General features: G+C 65.7%; 14 protein-coding genes. 4 read left to right on the forward strand and 10 right to left on the reverse strand.

Going from position 1 to position 20,309, the window contains the following annotated elements; translation table 11 throughout:
- Positions 1-26: 26 nt before the first annotated feature.
- From EA798_RS16285 to EA798_RS16300, 4 genes are all read right to left on the reverse strand, one after another.
- Positions 27-2,771, reverse strand: a complete 2,745-nt coding sequence (locus tag EA798_RS16285) for a hybrid sensor histidine kinase/response regulator (RefSeq protein WP_122099594.1) — start codon at positions 2,769-2,771, stop codon at positions 27-29.
- 199 nt (positions 2,772-2,970) lie between these two features.
- Positions 2,971-4,176: an osmoprotectant NAGGN system M42 family peptidase gene (locus EA798_RS16290; RefSeq protein ID WP_106155454.1), complete on the reverse strand. Its 1,206-nt coding sequence runs from the start codon at positions 4,174-4,176 to the stop codon at positions 2,971-2,973.
- A gap of 118 nt (positions 4,177-4,294) precedes the next feature.
- Positions 4,295-6,034: an N-acetylglutaminylglutamine synthetase gene (gene ngg / locus EA798_RS16295; RefSeq protein ID WP_106155453.1), complete on the reverse strand. Its 1,740-nt coding sequence runs from the start codon at positions 6,032-6,034 to the stop codon at positions 4,295-4,297.
- A 136-nt stretch (positions 6,035-6,170) separates the two neighbouring features.
- Positions 6,171-7,943 carry an N-acetylglutaminylglutamine amidotransferase gene (locus EA798_RS16300; protein WP_122099595.1) on the reverse strand — a complete coding sequence of 591 codons (1,773 nt, stop codon included), beginning with the start codon at positions 7,941-7,943 and terminating at the stop codon, positions 6,171-6,173.
- Positions 7,944-8,118: 175 nt separating this feature from the next.
- On the opposite strand from EA798_RS16300, the gene EA798_RS16305 reads away from it, so the two are divergent.
- On the forward strand, positions 8,119-8,592 hold the full coding sequence (locus tag EA798_RS16305; RefSeq protein WP_122099596.1) for a MarR family winged helix-turn-helix transcriptional regulator: 474 nt from the start codon (positions 8,119-8,121) through the stop codon (positions 8,590-8,592).
- Positions 8,593-8,598: 6 nt separating this feature from the next.
- On the opposite strand, the gene EA798_RS16310 is transcribed toward EA798_RS16305, so the two are convergent.
- The 3 genes from EA798_RS16310 to egtB are packed head-to-tail and all read right to left on the reverse strand — an operon-like array spanning position 8,599 to position 12,641.
- Positions 8,599-10,377 (reverse strand): S8/S53 family peptidase, encoded by a 1,779-nt coding sequence (locus tag EA798_RS16310; protein WP_122099597.1) that lies wholly within the window; start codon positions 10,375-10,377, stop codon positions 8,599-8,601.
- A gap of 3 nt (positions 10,378-10,380) precedes the next feature.
- Positions 10,381-11,343 carry an L-histidine N(alpha)-methyltransferase gene (gene egtD, locus EA798_RS16315; RefSeq protein WP_122099598.1) on the reverse strand — a complete coding sequence of 321 codons (963 nt, stop codon included), beginning with the start codon at positions 11,341-11,343 and terminating at the stop codon, positions 10,381-10,383.
- Between the two features lie 2 nt (positions 11,344-11,345).
- Positions 11,346-12,641 (reverse strand): ergothioneine biosynthesis protein EgtB, encoded by a 1,296-nt coding sequence (gene egtB / locus EA798_RS16320; RefSeq protein ID WP_122099599.1) that lies wholly within the window; start codon positions 12,639-12,641, stop codon positions 11,346-11,348.
- Between the two features lie 149 nt (positions 12,642-12,790).
- On the opposite strand from egtB, the gene EA798_RS16325 reads away from it, so the two are divergent.
- A complete protein-coding gene (locus EA798_RS16325; protein ID WP_122099600.1) occupies positions 12,791-13,603 on the forward strand; it encodes an OBAP family protein in 813 nt (270 codons plus the stop codon).
- A 2-nt stretch (positions 13,604-13,605) separates the two neighbouring features.
- Here EA798_RS16325 and EA798_RS16330 read toward each other — a convergent pair whose 3' ends face one another.
- Both EA798_RS16330 and EA798_RS16335 read right to left on the reverse strand, forming a co-directional pair.
- On the reverse strand, positions 13,606-14,301 hold the full coding sequence (locus EA798_RS16330) for an SDR family oxidoreductase (protein ID WP_122099601.1): 696 nt from the start codon (positions 14,299-14,301) through the stop codon (positions 13,606-13,608).
- 9 nt (positions 14,302-14,310) lie between these two features.
- Positions 14,311-14,616 (reverse strand): hypothetical protein, encoded by a 306-nt coding sequence (locus tag EA798_RS16335; protein ID WP_106155445.1) that lies wholly within the window; start codon positions 14,614-14,616, stop codon positions 14,311-14,313.
- Positions 14,617-14,733: 117 nt separating this feature from the next.
- On the opposite strand from EA798_RS16335, the gene EA798_RS16340 reads away from it, so the two are divergent.
- Positions 14,734-19,053 carry a DEAD/DEAH box helicase gene (locus EA798_RS16340; protein WP_122099672.1) on the forward strand — a complete coding sequence of 1,440 codons (4,320 nt, stop codon included), beginning with the start codon at positions 14,734-14,736 and terminating at the stop codon, positions 19,051-19,053.
- 17 nt (positions 19,054-19,070) lie between these two features.
- On the opposite strand, the gene EA798_RS16345 is transcribed toward EA798_RS16340, so the two are convergent.
- Positions 19,071-19,934, reverse strand: a complete 864-nt coding sequence (locus EA798_RS16345) for a DUF6279 family lipoprotein (protein WP_122099602.1) — start codon at positions 19,932-19,934, stop codon at positions 19,071-19,073.
- 180 nt (positions 19,935-20,114) lie between these two features.
- Here EA798_RS16345 and EA798_RS16350 point away from each other — a divergent pair, with 180 nt between their 5' ends.
- Positions 20,115-20,303, forward strand: a complete 189-nt coding sequence (locus EA798_RS16350) for a hypothetical protein (RefSeq protein WP_106155442.1) — start codon at positions 20,115-20,117, stop codon at positions 20,301-20,303.
- The last annotated feature ends 6 nt before the right edge of the window (positions 20,304-20,309 follow it).

The raw sequence follows: 20,309 nt of genomic DNA on the forward strand, positions 1-20,309 counted from the left end.
ACTTCTTCGATAAGCGCAGGGACGACCTAGGTCGCGCTGCTCTGCAGGTAGCTGTCCAGGCAAGCATACAGCTGCCGGCTCTCCAGCGGTTTGCCGATGAACTCGTCCATTCCCGCGTCGAGGCCACGCTGGCGATGTTCGGCCAGCACATGGGCCGTCACCGCGATGATCGGTACGGCCTGCAGTTGCTGGTCCGCCTCCAGCTTGCGTATCTGCCGGCTGGCCTCGAAGCCGTCCAGCTCCGGCATCTCGCAGTCCATCAGAATCAGTTGCACCGCGTTCGGGTTGCGACGGTAGAGATCCACGGCCTGGCGTCCATTGTCGGCAAGCTGCACGGCATAGCCGCGCTTCTTCAGTAGGCCACGAACGACCATTTGATTCACCGGATTGTCCTCGGCCACGAGGATGCAGGGTTCGCTTCTAGGCGTTGCAATCGGAGCCTGCTCGGTTTCGGCCAGGGCCGCGGGTTCGTGTTCGTAGAGTGCCTGCAATGCCTCGCGTAGCGGTCCGCTCTGCAGCGGGAGCGCCAGACTAATCAGGCGCAGATCGGGCGTCAGGGGCGGCGGCTCGTGAATCGGGGAGTAGAGCATGAGCACCCGCTGATTCGGCTCCAGCTGCGGCCGCAGGCGCTCCAGCCACTGGCTCGGACTACCCGGCCATGGCGCCAGCAGCACCAGCAGTGGCGGGGCGGTGAAATCGGTGAGGTAGTCCGGCAGGCGATCCGGCGTCAGACAGCGCTCGGTGCGCATGCCCCAGCGCCGCAGCAGATGGCTGAGCGCCTCCAGTCCCTGAGCGTCCTGCGAGGCGAGCAGCGCGGGCCGGCCCGCCAGCAAACCCGTCAGCGGGTCCTCAACGTCGGTAGCGGTCTGCAGGGGAATTTCGAAGCAGAAGCGGCTGCCGCGGCCCGGGGCGCTCTGCACCTCGATATGGCCGTTCATCATTTCCACCAGCTCCTTGCTGATCGCCAGGCCGAGCCCGCTGCCACCGTAACGCCGGGTGGTACTCGAGTCGCCCTGGGAGAAGGATTCGAAGAGCTGCGCCAGCACCTCCTGGCGCATGCCGATGCCGCTGTCGCTCACGCAGAACACCAGTCGCGGAGCACCATCCGGTGTCTCGCGACAGGACACCTCGAGCAGCACATGACCGTGCTCGGTGAACTTCAGTGCATTGCTCAGCAGGTTCATCAGGATCTGCTTGAGGCGCGTCGGGTCGCCGCGAATGCGTCGCGGCACGCCGGGCTCCAGTCCGACGTGCAGACTCAGCTGCTTTTCCAGCGCCTGAGCGGTGAACAGTCTGATGGTTTCGGAAATCAGGATTTCCAGGTCGAAGTCGATGTCCTCCAGGCTCAGCTTGCCGGAGCCGATCCGTGCGTAGTCGAGGATGTCGTTGATCACCGCCATCAGCGAATTGCCGGAGCTGGAAATGGTGTCCAGGTAGAACTGCTGGCTGCGGTCCAGCGGCGTTTCACGGAGCAACTGCAGCATGCCGAGCACGCCATTCAACGGCGTGCGGATTTCGTGGCTCATCTTGGCCAGGAAACGGCTCTTCGCCTCGTTCTCGCTGGCGGCCCGCTCGGCAGCCTCACGCGAACGGTAACCCTCTTCCTTGAGCAGGTTGATGCGGTCGGCCAGGCCGATGGAAAGGGTGATCAGCTCGAAGGCGACACTGGCCTTGACCACTGCCGCGCCGTACAGGCCGAACAGTTCGACCCCCAGCGAGCCGGCGGTAACCAGGATGAAGGAGGCCAGCAGCACGCCCCAGGCCAGCGTGTAGTAGACGCCGTAGCGCACGCCACGGCGCCAGACGAAGGCGCCGGCCAGCAGCAGCCCGGCAGACACGACGATCACCGTCACGCTGGCCAGGATGCTCCAGCTCTGCACGTCCAGCACGAGGCCGGAAAGCATGCTGCCGAATGCAGCCAACAGGGTGCAGCGCAGGAGCAGGTCGAGCCGCGGGAACAGCTCGCGGGTGTGCAGGAAATGCCGGCTGAACTGGATGGCGATCAGGCAGTGGCTGAACATCAGGGCATAGATGCCAAGCGCCACCAGCCCGCCATCGTCAGCCAGCCACTTGACCAGCAGACCATCGAAGGAAAGGGCGAACAGCCCGACGTTGAGGGTGTAGACCAGATACCAGAAGTACGCCGGTTCGCGCAGGGAGGCGAAGAGGAACAGGTTGTAGCAGAACATCGCGAACAGCACGCCATAGAACGCACCACTCAGACCACTCAGCTCCTGCTCTTCGGCGGCGCTGGCGTTGTAGGTGCTGAAGTACAGCGGTACGTAGAGCGTACTGGTCGTCTTTATCCGCAGCAGTAGCGTGGTGTCGCCCGGTGGCAGCTCGACCGGAAACCAGAAATTGCTGACTTTTACCGGCCGTTCCGCGAACGGGTAGATATCGCCGGTGAGCTGGCGACTGATGCTGCCGTCGGGGTAGCGCAGGAACAACTCGATATGGTCGAGCAGGGGATAGTTGATTTCGATGAAGCCGCCGACGGGACTGGCAAGGCGGTTTTTCAGATCGGCGCGCAACCACCAGGTCGAGCTGTTCTTGCCTTCGTTGACGTGCCCGCCCATGACTGGCCGAAAGCGCTCCGATGGCAGCGTCATGACCTCGTCGACGCTCAGCTCGCCATTCGGGTCCTCCAGATAGCGGGTACCGCTGCCCAGTGACTGGCGGGAATCGATGGAATCGACCACCACAGGCGTGAATGCCCAGACTTGAAGCGACAGGCAAAACAGCAGCAGAGCCAGGCATGAACGCGGCAACATGTTTCGATCCGGAAGGGTGTGTGCCCCGCGGCGGGGCGACACATATTAGTAGAGCGATGTGACGGTACCGATTCCTTCGGGCTCTACATGGCGCCTTCAGAGTGCCGCACGTCCTTGTCCGGTTATCTTTGCCGAGTTACCCGTGATGCGGCAAGCACCGCTTGCCCGAAGCAGGCTATCTGTCACGCAAGCCGGCCGCTCACCCGTTGCGGTCGAGCGGGTCGGCCTGGCGGCCAACCAGAGTATCCACCGGCGGTACGCGGGTATCGTTTTCCATCTGCGCGTCGTGCTCCAGCTGATGGCTGAAGCGCTCCAGCGAGTCCTTCGAATGCTGCGAATCGCTGGCGAACACCGGCTGGCTGAGCATGTAGCCGCAGAGCAGGCGGCTCATGGCGGCAAGGCTGTCGATATGGGTGCGCTCATAGCCGTGGGTTGCGTCGCAGCCGAACGCCACCAGCGCCGTGCGGATGTCATGGCCCGCCTCGACAGCGGACTGTGCATCGCTGTGGTAATAGCGGAACAGATCGCGGCGTACCGGGATCTCGTGTTCGCCAGCCAATTTGAGCAGGTGACGTGACAGATGAAAGTCGTATGGGCCACCGGAATCCTGCATCGCCACGGTGACCGCGTGCTCGCTGGATGCCTGGCCCTTGGCGGCGGGGGCGATGTCGATGCCGACGAACTCGCTGACATCCCAGGGCAGGGCGCCGGCGGCACCGGAGCCGGTTTCCTCGGTGATGGTGAACAGCGGATGCACGTCGATCGGCGGTTCGCGGCCACTTTCGACGATAGCTTTCAGTGCGGCGAGCAGGGCCGCGACGCCGGCCTTGTCGTCCAGGTGGCGAGCGCTGATATAACCGCTTTCGGTGAATTCGGGCATCGGATCGAAAGCGACGAAGTCACCGACATTGACGCCCAGTGCGCAGGTTTCATTGCGGCTGTAGGTGTAGGCGTCCAGGCGCAGTTCGACGTGGTCCCAGCTGACCGGCGCTTCGTCCACTGCAGTGTTGAAGGCATGCCCCGACGCCAGCAGCGGCAAGACGCTGCCGCGGATCACCCCGGTATCGGTGAAGACGCTGACGCGGCTGCCCTCGGCGAAGCGGCTCGACCAGCAACCTACGGGTGCCAGGCCGAGGCGGCCGGTATCGTGAATCTCGCGGACGATGGCGCCGATGGTGTCCAGGTGCGCGGCGACGGCACGGTCCGGGCTGTAGCGCCGGCCCTTGAGCGTGGCGCGGATGGTGCCGCGGCGGGTCAGCTCGAAGGGGATGCCCAGTTCGGTCAGGCGCTCGGCAACATAGCGCACGATGGTATCGGTGAAGCCGGTGGGGCTGGGGATGGCGAGCATCTCCAGCAGCACCCGTTGCATGTAGTTCAGATCGGGTTCGGGTAGTTGTGCGGTCATGGGAGCTCCCTTGAGCGGCGACTTTTCTCAGCCACCGAATGGAGTGAATGTGGGACAGCGACCTGCTGGTGCGGCGCGCAGCGCATGCGACCCGGCTCGCCGCCGGGCCGCATGGTGATCAGCCGGCGGTGCTGAGCGGAAAGAGCAGGTCGATGAAGCGTTCGGCGGTCGGTTGCGGCTGGTGATTGGCCAGGCCGACGCGCTCGTTGGCTTCGATGAAGACGTACTCCGGTTGATCCGGGGACGGCACCAGCAGGTCCAGGCCAACCACCGGAATGTCGAGCGCCCGGGCGGCCCGTACGGCCGCGTCGATCAGCTCGGGATGCAGCTGCGCCGTGACGTCCTCCAATGTGCCGCCAGTGTGCAGGTTCGCAGTGCGCCGCACGGCCAGACGCTGTCCGTCCGGCAATACGCTTTCGAAGTCGAAGCCGGCATCGCGCAGGCAGCGCTGGGTTTCCTCGTCCAGCGGAATGGAGCTTTCGCCGCCGGTCGCCGCCTGGCGACGACGGCTCTGCTTCTCGATTAGCGAACCGATGCTGGTGCGGCCATCGCCGATGACTTCCGCCGGGCGACGTATCGCTGCAGCGACCACGTCAAAGCCGATTACCACGATGCGCAGGTCGAGCCCCGGATGAAAACTCTCCAGCAGCACCCGACTGTCGAACTGCCGGGCCCGCAGGATGGCTTCCTCTATTTCGGTGGCATCGCGCAGGTCCACGGCAACGCCCAGGCCCTGTTCGCCGTCCACAGGCTTGACCACTACGCTGGCGTGCTCGGCGAGGAAGGCGGCATTCTCGGCGGCACTGCCCGCCAGCTGCTGCGCCGGCAGGCAGATACCTGCCTGCGCCAGCGTGCGGTGGGTCAGGCGCTTGTCCTGGCAGAGCGTCATGCTGACGGCTGATGTCAGGTCCGACAGCGATTCCCGGCAGCGCACGCGCCGCCCGCCCTGGGTCAGGGTGAACAGTCCGGCCTCGGCATCGTTGACCTCGATCTCGATGCCGCGGCGGCGGGCTTCGTCGACGATGATCTTGGCGTAGGGATTGAGCTTGGCTTCCGGCCCCGGGCCGAGGAACAGCGGCTGGTTGAAGCTGTTCTTGCGCTTGACGGTGAAAGTTTGCAGGTCGCGGAAGCCGAGCTTGGCGTAGAGCGCCTTGGCCTGCTGGTTGTCATGCAGCACCGACAGGTCGAGGTAAGCCAGGCCGCGGCCCATATAGTGTTCGATCAGATGACGCACCAACGCCTCGCCGACGCCCGGTCGCGGGCAGCTTGGCGAAACCGCCAGACACCAGAGGCTCGAACCGTTTTCCGGATCATTGAAGGCGCGGTGATGATCGATACCCATCACGCTGCCGATGATCTGCCCGGAGGTTTCGTCCTCGGCCAGCCAGTACACCGGGCCGCCCTGTTCGCGCGGGGTGCAGCGCTCCGGATCGACCGGCATCATCCCGCGCGACTGGTACAGGCCGTTGATGGCGTGCCAGTCGGCATCGCTCTGGGCACGGCGGACGCAGAAACCGCGGAAGCGCTTCTGCGAAGGGCGATAGTCGGTGAACCAGATACGCAGCGTGTCGGAGGGATCGAGAAAGAGCTGCTGAGGGGCATAGGACAACACCTGATGCGGAGCGGCGACATACAGCGCGATGTCGCGCTCGCCAGCCTGCTCGTTGAGCAGTTCGGCGGCGAGCTGTGCAGGGTCGGAATAGGTGTGGCCGACCAGGATGCGGCCCCAGCCGCAGTGCAGGACCACCGGGCCGCAGGGTTCTTCCTGACCATCCTCGGCGAAGCGTGCCTGCAGCCTCTGGTAGGTCGGAGCCTGTCCGCGCAACAGACGCTGGCCGTAGGCTTGGGACTTCTGCATGGTGCGTTCCTTGATACTAAGTCACGAACCGGCACGCGGTGGGGCGATGTGTTCGCCCCCGTGGCGCTTGGCAACCGCAGCCGTTCGTGAGCGGGTTATCGGGGCCGTCGTGGCCTGGCGCCTGCATCGGCCACCGTCAAAGGCCTTGTTCGCTCAGCCATAGGTTGACCGCCGCCAGCTGCCAGAGTTTTGAGCCGCGCAGCGGCGTGAGCTGGCCATCCGGATCGGCGAGCAGCTTCTCCAGTGCCTGCGGGTTGTAGAGGCCACGCTCCTGACTGGGGTCGAGCAGCATCTCGCGCACCCAGTTCAGCGTCGCACCCTGCAAATGCTTGAGGCCCGGCACCGGGAAATAGCCCTTCGGCCGGTCGATCACCTCGGCGGGGATCACCTGGCGTGCGGCTTCCTTGAGCACGTACTTGCCGCCGTCGGGCAGCTTGAACTTCGCCGGGATCCGCGCCGACAGCTCGGCCACGCGGTAGTCGAGGAACGGCGTGCGCGCCTCCAGCCCCCAGGCCATGGTCATGTTGTCGACGCGTTTGACCGGGTCATCGACCAGCATCACCGTGCTGTCGATGCGCAGCGCCTTGTCCACCGCCGCATCGGCGCCGGGCTGGGCGAAGTGCTGGCGCACGAAGTCGCCCGAGAAGTCGCCCTGGACCCACTGCTGCTGCACGGTCTCGGCATATTCCTCGTACGTGCGATCGCGGAACGCGGCGAGGTAGGCCGCCACCGGGTCTTCGGCGCCGTCCACCAGCGGATACCAGTGGTAGCCGGCGAACAGTTCGTCGGCGCCCTGGCCGCTCTGCACCACCTTGCAGTGCTTGGCCACTTCCCGCGAGAGCAGGTAGAAGGCGATGCAGTCATGGCTGACCATCGGCTCGCTCATCGCCTGGAAGGCGGCCGGCAGCTGTTCGAGGATTTCCTTTTCCTGGATGCGCAGCTGGTGGTGGCGCGTGTTGTAGTGCTTGGCGATCAGATCCGAATACTTGAACTCGTCGCCACGCTCGCCGCCGGCATCTTCGAAGCCGATGGAAAAGGTCAGCAGGTTGTCCGCCACGCCGGCTTCGCGCAGCAGGCCGACCAGCAGGCTGGAGTCGACCCCACCGGAGAGCAGCACGCCGACATCTACCGCGGCGCGCTGACGAATCGCCACTGCCTCGCGCATGGTGTCCAGGGTGCGCTGCTTCCAGTCTTCGAAGCTGTAGTTGCGCTCCTCTTCACGGGCGCCGAACTGCAGCTCCCACCAGCGCTGGGTGGTGGTCGCACCATTGGCGTCGACGCGCATCCAGCTGGCCGGCGGCAATTTCTCGATGCCGGCGATCAGGGTGTCCGGCGCTGGCACCACGGCGTGGAAGCTCATGTAGTGATTCAGCGCCACCGGATTCAGTACACCGGCGATATCGCCACCCTTGAGCAGCGCCGGCAGCGACGAGGCGAAGCGCAGGCGCTGGCCGGTACGCGACAGGTACAGCGGCTTGACGCCGAGACGGTCGCGGGCGATGAACAGCTGCTGCGTATCGCGCTCCCAGATGGCAAAGGCGAACATGCCGTTCAGTCGCGGCAGCAGCGCTTCGCCCCAGGCATGGAAGCCCTTGAGCAGCACCTCGGTATCGCCTTCGGAGAAGAAGCGATAACCCAGGCCTTCCAACTCTGCGCGCAGTTCCGGGTAATTGTAGATGGCGCCATTGAAGACCATCGACAGGCCGAGGGCCGAGTCGATCATCGGCTGGCCGGAGGCCTCGCACAGATCCATGATTTTCAGGCGTCGATGGCCGAGGGCGAGCGGGCCCTGGCTGTGGAAACCGCACGCATCGGGGCCGCGTGCAGTCAGGTGTTGGGTGATGCGTTCAACCGCAGCCAGATCGGCCGGGCGGTTATCGAAACGAAGTTCTCCAGCTATGCCACACATAAGATCCTTACCGGTTTAGCCGTTGGGGAGTGTGACTGACCCGTCACGGGCGAAGTTCAGCTTTTCGGATCAGCGCAGCGGCGTCGCTCCGGCCTGGTTCGGCTCAGTCGGCTTTTTACACCAAAGCAAAAAAATGATTTGATGTCAAAGTTACTGGTCGGCTGAAGGCTTTAGGATGACCGAAAAGACAGTTTCAGAAGAAACCAATAATGCAATGCTGGACGCGTTCGAAATGCCGCTGTTTCAGGCCATGCGCCGGTTGCAGCAGGACGCCGAAGTGCATGCCAAACGGCTGGCGCGTTACGGCGGGCTGAGCCCTGTGCAGCTGATGATCCTGCAGGTGCTGGCCGGCGAAGGGCAGTTGACCGCAAGTGACCTGAGTCGGCGCGTCAGCCTTACCGCAGCGACGCTTTCCGGTCAGATCGACCGGCTGGAGGAGCGCGGGCTTTTGCAGCGTCAGCGCGACGATCAGGACCGTCGCCGCCAGTGGCTGCTGCTCAGCGATGGCGGCCGCGCCTTGTTGCAACAGGCGCCTGCGCTGTTGCCTCCGGAATTCCGCGCGCGTTTCGCTGCCCTGCCGCAATGGGAGCGCCACGCGCTGACGGCCGCGCTGCTGCGTGCCGCCGAATTGTGCGGCGACATGGAGTGAGCGCCGCTAGCGCGAGTTCTTAAGGCTTTCCACGGTCAGCTCCAGCGCCTTGCGCATGTCCAGCCGTGCCGAGCGACCGACATCGCGATCATCCAGCCGATAGCCGCGTTCCGACGGCAGAATCGGCGCGGTCAGGTCGTCCGCCTCGGCGGGTTCGAAATCCGAGTCGCGGCCGATGGTCATGGCGCTGCGGCGTAGCAGTTCACGCACCTGGTCGGGTGCCAGCTCGGGATTGACCGACAGCATCGCGCCCACCGCGCCGGCGACCAGCGGCGTGGCGTAGGAGGTGCCGCAGTGCACGTCTCCGCGCTGTTCGGGGTCGAGCGTGGCGGCGCGGGTGCAGGCGGCTGCGGTGATATCCACACGCATATCGACGTTGGACGACTTGCGCTTGCGCACGTAGTCGGGGTGCTCCACCGAGACCTTTTTCCGGTCGTCGCGCTCATGGCCACCGACCACCAGCAGCTGCTCGGTGATGAATGAGGAGGGCAGTCGATAGTCGTCGCGGCCAGAGTGGGCCGAACCATTGCCCGCCGAGTTGATCACCAGCACGTCAGGATGCTCGCGGCGCAGCCAGAGGAAGAACTCTTCCAGCAGCTCCTCGTAGCCACTCATGGCGATGCCGCTGCGCAGCAGCGAATCCACCGGCTCGCCTGCAACGTCGACCGTGCCGATGCGATGGATGCCCCAGCTCCAGTTGAGGATGCGCGCGCCGTCCTCGACCAGATTCACCGAGGCCGCGACGTTGGCCGTGATGCCGGCATCCGAGTTGCGCTCGACGATGACCTCGAAGCCCGGCCCGGTGCCGTCCAGTGCACTGAGAAAGCCCTGATCGCGGGCATCGCTGGCGTGGGCGGCGAGAATGCCGGCCACGCTGCTGCCGTGGTTGTCCGGCCGATCGGCATCGCGGGCGTAGAGACAGGTGCGTTGCTGGCTTGGATCGCAGGGGTGGAGGTACTCGGTGAAATGCGGTGCATCGAAATCCACTGCGCGCTCGATGATGCCGATACGCACCGGCTGTTTTTCTCCGCTGCGCTGGCCGGCGGGAATGCGTTCGCGGTAATAGTCCACTGCATCGAGGAAGCGGTTGGCGGCCCATTCGCGGTTCTGCGGGCGCTTCTGATCCGCGCGCTTGCCGGTCTCCTGCTCGTCGTTCTCGGCGGCCGATTCCTCGATCACCACGGCATCCACGCCTACCTCGCTGCCCAGGCGCAGCACCATGGCGTCCCGCTCGGTCAGATCCTTCACCGGCAGGCGCAGCTGATAGGTGTTCAACGGCGGGATGGCGCCGACCACCTTGGCGCCGTATTTCTCGGCGAGTTGCCGCGCCTTCTCCAGGCCTTCGTGATCCTCCTCGATGATCAGACTGACCAGATCGACATACGTAGTCAGGTCATCCATGTTGCGCGCCACCTCATCGGGCTTGGCGGCGAGTACCTGGCTGCGTCCGGCCGACAGCCAGACCGGATTGCTCCGTTTGCCGGCGTGTTCCAGCCACAGCGGGCCGCTGCGAACCGCGTCCGGTGCGAGGGTCAGGCGCAGCTGCTCGCCGTCGCGCTGGAGCGTATCGGCATCCAAGCGCTGGCCGTTGAGGTACAGCTGCACATCGGCGCGGGGCAGGCCTTTTGCCTGCAGACACCAACTCTGCGAATCCTCGGCAAAGAGGTCGCCGCAGCGCTTGAGCTGGGTGATGCGGATCGGGTCTTCAGCAGCTGCCGGAAGGATGATGAGGGTGGTCAATAGCCCGAGGCCAAGGGTGAACAGGGTGCAAACGCGTGCAGGCATGGTTCAACGTCGCTCGAGGTAGTTGACGCTGAACAGCCCGCGCGGGTCGGTCCACTGACCGCGGCAGTCGAAACCGGCGGTATCGGCCAGGGCGGCGAAGGATTCCAGCGTGTACTTGTAGGAGTTTTCCGTGTGCAGGCTTTCGCCGGCGTCGAAGTGGAAGCGCCGGCCTTCGATGGTCACGTCCTGGGGATCGGGACTGATCAGGTGCATCTCGATGCGCGATTCGGCCTCGTTGAAGAAGGCGCGATGCACGAAGCGCGACGGGTCGACGTCGCTGTCCAGCTCGTTGCGGATGCGCTGCAGCAGGTTGAGGTTGAACGCAGCGGTGACATGGGCGCGGTCGTTGTAGGCCGCCTCCAGCACTGCACGATCCTTGACCAGATCGACGCCGATCACCAGGCCGCCGCCGACCGGTAGCACATCGTGCAGGCGCTGCAGAAAGGCTGCGGCCTCGCCCGGGGTGAAGTTGCCGATGCTCGAGCCCGGGAAGAACATCAGCGGGTGCTCGCTGGTGAAATCATCCGGCAGGTTCAGCTCATGGGAAAAATCGGTGCAGGCTGCGTGCACCTCCAGCCAGGGATAGTCGGCGGCCAGGCGCTGGGTGCTGCTGAGCAGAAAGTCCTCGGAGATGTCGATGCCCAGGTAGCTGGTCGGGTGCAGCGCCTCCAGCAGCAGGCGGACCTTGCGGCTCGCGCCGCTGCCCAGTTCGATCAGGTCGCTGTGCGGGCCGGCGATGTCGAGAATGTCGTTGGCCGCATCGGCGAGGATCTGCTCCTCGGTGCGGGTGATGTAGTACTCCGGCTGCCGGCAGATCTGCTCGAACAGCTCGGAACCGCGCCGATCGTAGAAGAACTTTGGCGAAGCCCATTTCGGCGTCGCGGCAAACCCGGCAAGGGTTTCGTCGCGCAGCGAGGCGTCGTGTGGCTGTTGCAGCTGATCGTGAAAGTGAATTGCCAGCGCCATGTTCAGAGCCCCCTGGCCAGGCGCAGCCCGGCGAACTGCCAGCGCATCGCCGGCTGGAAGAAGTTGCGGTAGGTGACGCGCACGTGGGATTCCGGCGTGGCGCAGCAGCCGCCGCGCAGCACCATCTGCCCGGACATGAACTTGCCGTTGTATTCACCCAGGCTGCCCTCCAGCGGACGAAAGCCGGGGTAGGGCAGGTAGGCGCTGGCTGTCCATTCCCAGACATCACCGAACAGCTGCCTGGGGCCGTCGTGACCGGGCAGGGCGGCGACCGGCTGCAGGTAGTCGCTTTCGAGGAAGTTGCCGCGCAGCGGCTGGTCGGCGGCGGCGACTTCCCATTCCGCTTCGCTCGGCAGGCGTGCCCCGGCCCAGCGGGCATAGGCATCGGCCTCGTAATAGCTGATGTGGCAGACAGGCGCTTCCAGGTCCAGCGGGCGCAGGCCACCGAGGGTCATTTCGTACCAGCTGGCCTCTTCGCGCAGCCAGTACAGCGGAGCGTTCCAGCCGGACTGCTGGATCAGGTCCCAGCCATCGGACAGCCACAGCTCCGGACGGGCGTAGCCGCCGTCAGTGATGAACGACAGGTATTCGCGGTTGCTCACCAGGCGTTCGGCTAGCTGGAAATCCTCGACGAACTGACGATGCCGCGGGGTTTCGCAATCGAAGGCGAAATCGTTGCCGGCATGCCCGATGTGCTGCACGCCGCCGGCGAATTCGTGCCAGCGCGGGCGCTCCGGCCCGCTCGGCTGCGCCTTGGCGAGGTCGTGGCGATAGACCGGATGCAGCGGGTTCTGCGCGAGGATGTGCTTGATGTCCATCAGCAGCAGCTCCTGGTGCTGCTGCTCGTGCTGCAGGCCCAGGCCGACGCGGCGGACGATTTCGCCAGCCTGCTCGCGCGGCGGATTGCTCAGCAGCTCGCCCATGGCCTGGTCGACGTACCGGCGGTAGCGATAGATCTCGTCCACCCCCGGACGCGACAGCACACCGCGCCGCGCCCGCGCAAAGGGCAGGCCATGGGTCTGGTAATAGGAATTGAACAGGTAGTCGTAGGCCTCGTTCAGGCGCCGGTAGCCGGGCAGGTAGGGCAGCAGCAGAAAGGTTTCGAAGAACCAGCTGACGTGCGCCAGGTGCCACTTCGGCGGGCTGACTTCCGGCGTGCTCTGGATGACGTAGTCCTCCACCTGCAGCGGCCTGCAGATGGCCTCGCTGGTCGCGCGTATCTGTCGGTAGCGCTGCAGCAACAGATCGAGCTCTGCCAGTGCCGGATGCGGATGTGGCTGCTCTGCCAGGTTGCCCATGGCTGTCCCCCTACGGTTTGACGACCGAAACGGCCTCCCATAGCGACCCGGTGCGCCGGGCAAAAGTTTCTGCCGGCCGGGCCGGCAAAGTTGGAGAAGAAGTCGCTGCGCCCTGGTCACTCTCTATGAGCAAAGCAGGGGATCGAGCCATGCGACAGTTGTTAGTTCTGAGTTCAACGGTGCTGTTGGCTGCCTGCGGGCAACACAATACGGCGTCCTACACCGAGGCTGCTGGCGCGCCGAAAAGCGCCGAGACGCGCACCCTGGAGGCCGGTGCAAAGCTGCTGCAGGGCAAGGCGCCGCTGAATGCGGTGAGCGCCTATCTCAACGGCTTTCACTTCTACAACGGCGACATGAACGGGCAGATGGAGGCCCACCACTACGTCACGCGGGTGAACGAGGACGTGATGCAGGCGCTGATCTACGATGGCAACGGCAGCGATGCCAAGCTCATGGGCGTCGAATACATCATCAGCGCCCGCCTGTTCGCGACGCTGCCCGAGGACGAGAAAAAGCTTTGGCACAGCCACGATTACGAGGTGAAATCCGGCTCGCTGGTCGCACCTGGCCTGCCACAGGTGGCGGAGAAGCAGTTGATGGAGCAGGTGGTCAGCACTTACGGCAAGACCTGGCACACCTGGCATACCGACCGCGACAAGGAGCTGCCGTACGGAATCCCGGCGCTGATGATGGGCTTTACCGCGGATGGCCAGCTGGACCCGGCGCTGGAAAAGGCCCGTGACCAGCGCCTCGGCGTGGATACCCAGGCGATCCGCCGCAGTCGTGAGTCGATCCCGCAGCCCGGCGTCGATCCGGCGGCCAATGCCTGGGAGAAAGGCGACGTCATTCAGCTGCAGCGGGTCCGAGGGGCCGGCGAGCACCGCCACGGCGAGGGAGCCGGGCGAGCGGAAATCATCGAGTCGGGACGCCTGCAGCAGCAACAGCGCAGCAGCGAGCGCTGAGATCAGTGGTTTCGGTCGAGGGGCGGCGTCGGCCTGACGAGAATCTCGTTGACGTCGACATGTGCCGGCTGCGATAGCGCATAAACCACCGCACGGCCGATGTCCTCCGGTTGCAGGGCGTAGGCCGGCGGCTCGTCGAACAGTGGCGTGTCGACCATGCCCGGTTCGATCAAGGTGACCCGTACGCCCGTGCCGCGCAGTTCTTCGCGCACGCTAAGGCCCATGCCGGTCACCGCCCATTTGCTGGCGCTGTACATCGAGCCGGGGATGACGAAGCGCCCTGCCGCCGAGCCGGTGAGCAGCAGATGACCGCGGCTGGCCTTCAACGCGGCCAGCGTGCAGCGCAGGGTCAGGCCGACGCCGTAGATGTTGGTCAGCAGCATGGTTTTCCACACTTCTGGATCGGCGCCGCTGAAGCCGCCGTCGCTGCCGGGAATGCCGGCGTTGGCGTAGACGGCATCGAGCTGGCCATAGTGATCCAGCACCTGTTGCACCATGGCCTGCTGCGCGGCGTAATCGGTCACGTCGCAGGGAATGGCGAGGGCGCGCTGCGGGCCGATTTCATCGACCAGCTGCTGCAGCTTGTCCGCCGAGCGCGCAGCGAGCGCCAGCCGGTAGCCGGCCGCGGCTGCCAGGCGAGCGCTTGCGGCGCCGATACCTGACGAAGCGCCGGTGATCAGCAGCACGGGATCACCCATGGTCGTTCCTCAGTAGTTCGGTGTGGTTTCCGGAATGGCGCTGTCGTCGGTGATGAACGGCATGCTCCAGGGTTCCAGCGTGCAGCCTTTGTCGATCAGCTCCTGGCGGGTCTGCTCGATCACCTGTGCCATGCGCATCGGGTCGGCGTAGTCGCGCACCTGTGCCACGCGGGTGATTTCTTCGCCGTTGCCGTTCATCACGGTGAAGCCGAAGCTGTCGTCCTCGGCGTTGGCGCTGGTCACGCAACCGCAGGGCAGGAAGGCTTCGGAGGCCAGTTGCATGGCGTTGTCCAGACTGAGCGGGGTAGTGGTCATGTTTATCTCCATTTCGTTGCAGATGTCTGAAGTTGACCGTCATATCTGGCGGCCGTTTCCCCGTCGCCGACCGGCTGTCGCTTGTGCAACGGCAGACGCACCACCATATTCAGTTTCATGACTGCCTCTTATCCCGATCCGCTGAGTCAATTTCATCCCGCCGTGGCTGAGTGGTTTTGCCGCAGCTTTCCCGCACCCACTCCAGCCCAGACGGCGGCGTGGCCGCGAATACGGGCGGGGCTTTCGACGCTGGTGGCCGCGCCTACGGGGTCGGGCAAAACGTTGACGGCCTTTCTTGCCGCGATCGATGGACTGGTGCAGCAGGGGCTGGCCGAGGGTGGCCTGGCCGACGCGACGCGCGTGCTCTATGTCTCGCCGTTGAAGGCCTTGTCCAATGACATCCATATCAACCTGGAGGAGCCGCTCGCCGGGATCACCGCCGAGCTGGCGCGTCTGGGCCTGCCGCCGCTGCAAATCCGCACCGCAGTGCGAACCGGCGACACGCCGCAGGCCGAGCGCAACGCCATGCGCAAGCGCGTGCCGCATATCCTGGTAACCACGCCGGAATCGCTTTACGTGCTGCTCGGCTCGGCATCGGGGCGCGAAATGCTCGCCGACGTGCAGAGCGTGATCGTCGACGAGATTCATGCGATCGCCGGCAACAAGCGCGGCAGTCATCTGGTGCTGTCGCTGGAGCGGCTCGAAGCGCTCTGCAATCGGCCGCTGGTGCGCGTCGGGTTGTCAGCGACACAGAAGCCGATCGATGCGGTGGCGCGCTTTCTGGTCGGCGGCGAGCGGCCGTGCGAGATCGTCGACATCGGCCATGGCCGCGCCCGCGACCTGGCGCTGGAAGTGCCGCCGGTGCCGCTGGAAGCGGTGATGAGCAACGATGCCTGGGCGCTGGTGTATGACCGCCTTGCAGCCTTGGCTGGCGAACATCGCACCACGCTGGTGTTCGTCAACACGCGGCGCATGGCCGAGCGCACCACCCGGCATCTGGCCGAGCGGCTGGGTGCGGAGGTGGTCGCCGCACACCATGGCAGCCTGGCCCGCGAGCAGCGGCTGCTGGCCGAGCAGAAGCTCAAACGTGGTGATTTGCGGGTACTGGTCGCGACTGCCTCGCTGGAGCTGGGCATCGACATCGGCGACGTGGAGCTGGTCTGCCAGCTGGGGTCGCCACGCTCGATTTCGGCTTTCCTGCAGCGGGTCGGACGCGCTGGGCACCAGGTGGCTGGGGTGTCCAAGGGGCGCCTGTTCCCCAGTTCCCGCGACGACCTGATCGAGTGCGCCGCGCTGCTCGACGCCGTGCGCCGCGGTGAGCTGGACACGCTGAAGATTCCGCAGATGCCGCTGGATGTGCTGGCCCAGCAGATCGTCGCCGAGGTGGCCTGTCGGGAATGGGAGGAGGCCGCGTTGCTCCAGCTGTTCCGCCGCGCGGCACCCTATGCGGCGCTGGACGAGGCGACCTTCCAGGCGCTGCTGCGGATGCTTGCCGAGGGCTATACGACCCGCCACGGGACACGCGGCGCCTATCTGCACCGTGATCTCGCGACACGCAGCCTGCGTGGCCGCCGCGGTGGCCGGCTGACTGCACTGACCTCCGGCGGCACCATCGCCGACAACGCCGACTATGCCGTGCTGCTGGAACCGCAGGGACTGAACATCGGCACGGTGAACGAGGACTTCGCGGTGGAGAGCCTGGCCGGCGATGTGTTTCAGCTGGGCAATACGTCCTATCGCATCCTCAAGATCGAGTCCGGGCGGGTGCGGGTCGAGGACGCCCAGGGCATGCCGCCGAGCATTCCGTTCTGGCTGGGCGAGGCGCCGGGGCGCAGCGACGAGCTGTCCTTTGCCGTGGCGCGATTGCGTGACGAGATCGATCGGCGGTTGGCTGAGGGGGCGGCGCAGGGCAGCGTGGACCTCTCGCCCGCCGTCGACTGGCTGACCGGCACTCTCGGCCTGGCGGACGAAGCCGCGCGGCAGATCGTCGACTACCTGGCCCGTGCCCGCGCGGCGCTGGGCGCCTTGCCGACCCAGCAGCGGCTGGTCATGGAGCGCTTCTTCGACGAGTCCGGCGGCACCCAACTGGTCATCCATTCGCCCTACGGCAGCCGCATCAACCGCGCCTGGGGGCTGGCGCTGCGCAAGCGCTTCTGCCGCACCTTCAACTTCGAACTGCAGGCGGCGGCCACCGAAGACGCCATCATCCTTTCGCTGTCCACCAGTCACAGCTTCCCGCTGGGCGATGTCTGGCGCTACCTGAACTCCGCCACCGCGGAGCAGGTGTTGATCCAGGCACTGCTGGATGCCCCGCTGTTCGGTGTGCGCTGGCGCTGGATCGCCACCACCGCGCTGGCCCTGCCGCGCATGGCAGGTGGGCGCAAGGTGGCGCCGCAGCTGCAGCGCATGAAAAGCGAGGACCTGCTGGCGACGGTATTCCCCGATCAGGTGGCCTGCCTGGAAAACATCGTCGGGGAGCGCGAAATTCCCGACCATCCACTGGTGCGCCAGACCCTGGATGACTGCCTGCACGAGGCGATGGACAGCGAAGGCTGGCTGGCGCTGCTGCGCCGCATGGAACGCGGTGAGGTCGAACTGCTGGCGCGGGACCTGCCGGCGCCGTCGCCGCTGGCAATGGAGATTCTCGGCGCACGCCCCTATGCCTTTCTTGACGACGCGCCGCTGGAAGAGCGACGTACGCAGGCCGTGCTTGCGCGGCGCTGGAGCGACCCGCAATCCAGTGATGATCTTGGTGCGCTGGACCCCGAGGCGATTGCAGCGGTGCGTGAGCAAGCCTGGCCCGAGGCGCGTAACACCGACGAACTGCACGAAGCGTTGACGGCGCTGGGCTGCATTGCCGAATCCGAGGTTATCGTGCAGCCGCAGTGGCGCGGGTGGCTGGACGAGCTTGCGCAGGGCCGGCGTGCGACCCGCATGCAGATCGCCCACGACCGCGTCCTGTGGTTGCCGCTCGAGCGGCTGGCGCTGTTGCGCTCGGTTTATCCGCAAGCGCCGATCGAGCCACATCTGCAGGCACCTGCCGGGTACGACGGGTTGCTGGCGGAAGAGGATGCGCTGGTGGAGTTGATTCGCGCCCGGTTGAGCGGCTTTGGCCCTCTACCTGTGTCGTTGATCGCACGACCGCTGGCCCTGCCGGCCTCTGCCGTTGCGCTGGCGCTGGTCCGCCTGGAAGGCCAGGGCTATGTGATGCGCGGGCGTTTCAGCGCTGGCGCGGTGGAGGATGAGTGGTGCGAACGCCATCTGCTGGCGCGCATCCATCGTTACACGGTCAAGCGTTTGCGCAGGGAGATCGAGCCGGTCGAGCGTGCCGATTTCATGCGCTTTCTGGCCGACTGGCAGCATCTTTCCAGCGCCACGCGGATGCAGGGGCGCGAGGCGCTGGTCAGCGTGGTGGAGCAGCTCGAGGGCTACCAGGCGGCGGCTGCGGCCTGGGAGGCCGACCTGTTGCCAGCACGCCTGAAAGACTATGGCGGCACCTGGCTGGACGAGCTGTGCCGTTCCGGGCGTATCGTCTGGACGCGCTTGGCCGGGCGGCTCAAGGCCAGCGGCGGACCGGTGCGGGGCACGCCGGTGGTGCTGCTGCCGCGCCGTCAGCTGTCGACCTGGTACGCGCTGGCAGGCGACGCGCCGATGCCGGAACTGTCATCGCGGGCGCAGCGGGTGTTCGACTGCCTGCAGACCCATGGCGCGCTGTTCTTCGATGAGCTGCAGCAAGACGCGCACCTGCTGCGCAGCGAGCTGGAAGACGCCCTTGGTGAACTGGTGGCGGTAGGGCTGGTAAATGCGGACAGCTTTGCCGGTCTGCGCAGTCTTTTGGCCCCGGCCAGCAAACGCTCGCGAACCGCCCGGCGCAGCCGTGGCGGCGCCTTCATCGGCGGCATGGACGATGCCGGCCGCTGGGCGCTGGTGCGTAAGGCGGGCGCGGCAAACGATACATCGCAACCGGCCGCGGTCGATGCCGAGGCGCTGGAGCATATCGCCCGCGTCTTACTGCGCCGCTACGGCGTGGTGTTCTGGCGCCTGCTGGCGCGTGAGGCCGACTGGCTGCCGCCCTGGCGCGAACTGTTGCGGGTCTACCACCGGCTGGAGGCACGGGGAGAGATCCGCGGCGGGCGTTTCGTCGCCGGTGTGGCCGGTGAGCAGTTCGCCCTGCCCGAGGCGGTCGGCCTGCTGCGCGAAGTGCGCAAGCGGCCGCTGATGGGAGAAATGCTGGCGGTATCGGCGGTGGACCCGCTGAATCAGCTCGGTACCTTGTTGCCTGGGAGCAAGGTGCCAGCGCTCGCGGCCAATCGGATTCTCTACCGTGACGGAATGCCGTTGGCAGTGCTGATCGCCGGCAAGCCGCAATGGCTGGTCGAGCTGGACGAAGCCGGGCAGCTGGAGGCGCGTCGCCTGCTGCTATCGGCCAGACGCTAGGGCGCCGAGCACGGCTGTCAGGCCGTCGGCGGCAGGCACTTGAGGCTGCCGAAGTCCGTCTGCAACTGTGCGAGTCGGTTGGTCAGGTGGGCACGTTGTCCATCGTCGGCGAGCGCATGCAAGTCTGCAACCAGGTCCAGACCGGCCCGTTCGGCGCGTTGCAGGGTCGTTCGGTCGCTTTCGTTCATCAGCGCTTCGCGCTCCTGCAGAAGCCGCGCAATGCGAGCGTCGAAGTCGTCAGCGTGACGCTCCTCGACGGCAGCGAGCAGCATCTGCTGCCAGCGCTCACGGTTGTCCAGCCAACGCCTGTTCTGTTCGCCCAGGGTGTGCGCCCAGAGCAGTACGCGCTGGCGTTGCTCCGCGTTCAGCGGCCCGAACCAGTACTGCAGGCGCTCCTGCATGCGCTCGGCGCGCTCACGAATCTGCTGTTCCAGCGGCGGCTCCAGGTATTTCTCCCGGTGCTCGCGGCGATTTTCTTCGAGAGAGCGGCGCAACTCGTCGACCTGAGCATCGCTGAGTGCACGCAGCAAGTCGGTGGCAGTGGGCGTGACCTCCACGGCGATGCTGTGCATGGCTTCGCGAACGCCGTGGTAGTGCGGCTCCAGATCCTCGCGCTCGAGCTGGCCGCTGGTGCTTTCGCGTTCCAGTTGCTGGAGGCTGGAGAGAAGCTCCGGCAGCTGCGTGCTGCAATGCCAGGCCAGATGCTGGCGCAAGCGTTCGCGCAGTTCGCGCTGCTGGCTGCGATCCAGGTCGAGGTAATCGTTGAGCGACCAGGGCACCAGCATGTCGAGGTTGCGATAGACCAGAGTCGCGCGGCTGCAACCGGAGATCAGCAGTGCGGTGAGCAGCGTCAGCAGTAGCAGTCGGGTGGTGGTGCGCATCGTCTTTCCTCGCTGTGCGGCGCCTGTTCTGTAGAGCAGTGACGCTGCCAGGGGTTCGTTCGCCGGGCCGTTTCGTCGTACCGGACGAGCAAAGACGGCCGCTCCGTGGTCTGCATTGCATGGGGCCAGCCTTGTCGCGGCGAGGCGGCCGTCTTATCCCTGCAACGATGGAGAAATGCCATGACCTCTCAGATCAAGCACCTCAGCGGCGAAGACGTACCCAAAGCCTGGCGCCCGACCTGGGCCGTGTGCTGGGTGGTGGAGCTGAACGGCACCATCGTCGGCGGCCCCTACGCCACCGAAGAGGAAGCCCGCGCCGTGGCCGAGGGCAAGGAAGAACCACGCATCTCGCAAACCCCGGCACCCTGACCGCAC

Origin of the sequence: Pseudomonas songnenensis (assembly GCF_003696315.1) — a bacterium.
In the GTDB taxonomy this organism is placed as follows: domain Bacteria; phylum Pseudomonadota; class Gammaproteobacteria; order Pseudomonadales; family Pseudomonadaceae; genus Stutzerimonas; species Stutzerimonas songnenensis.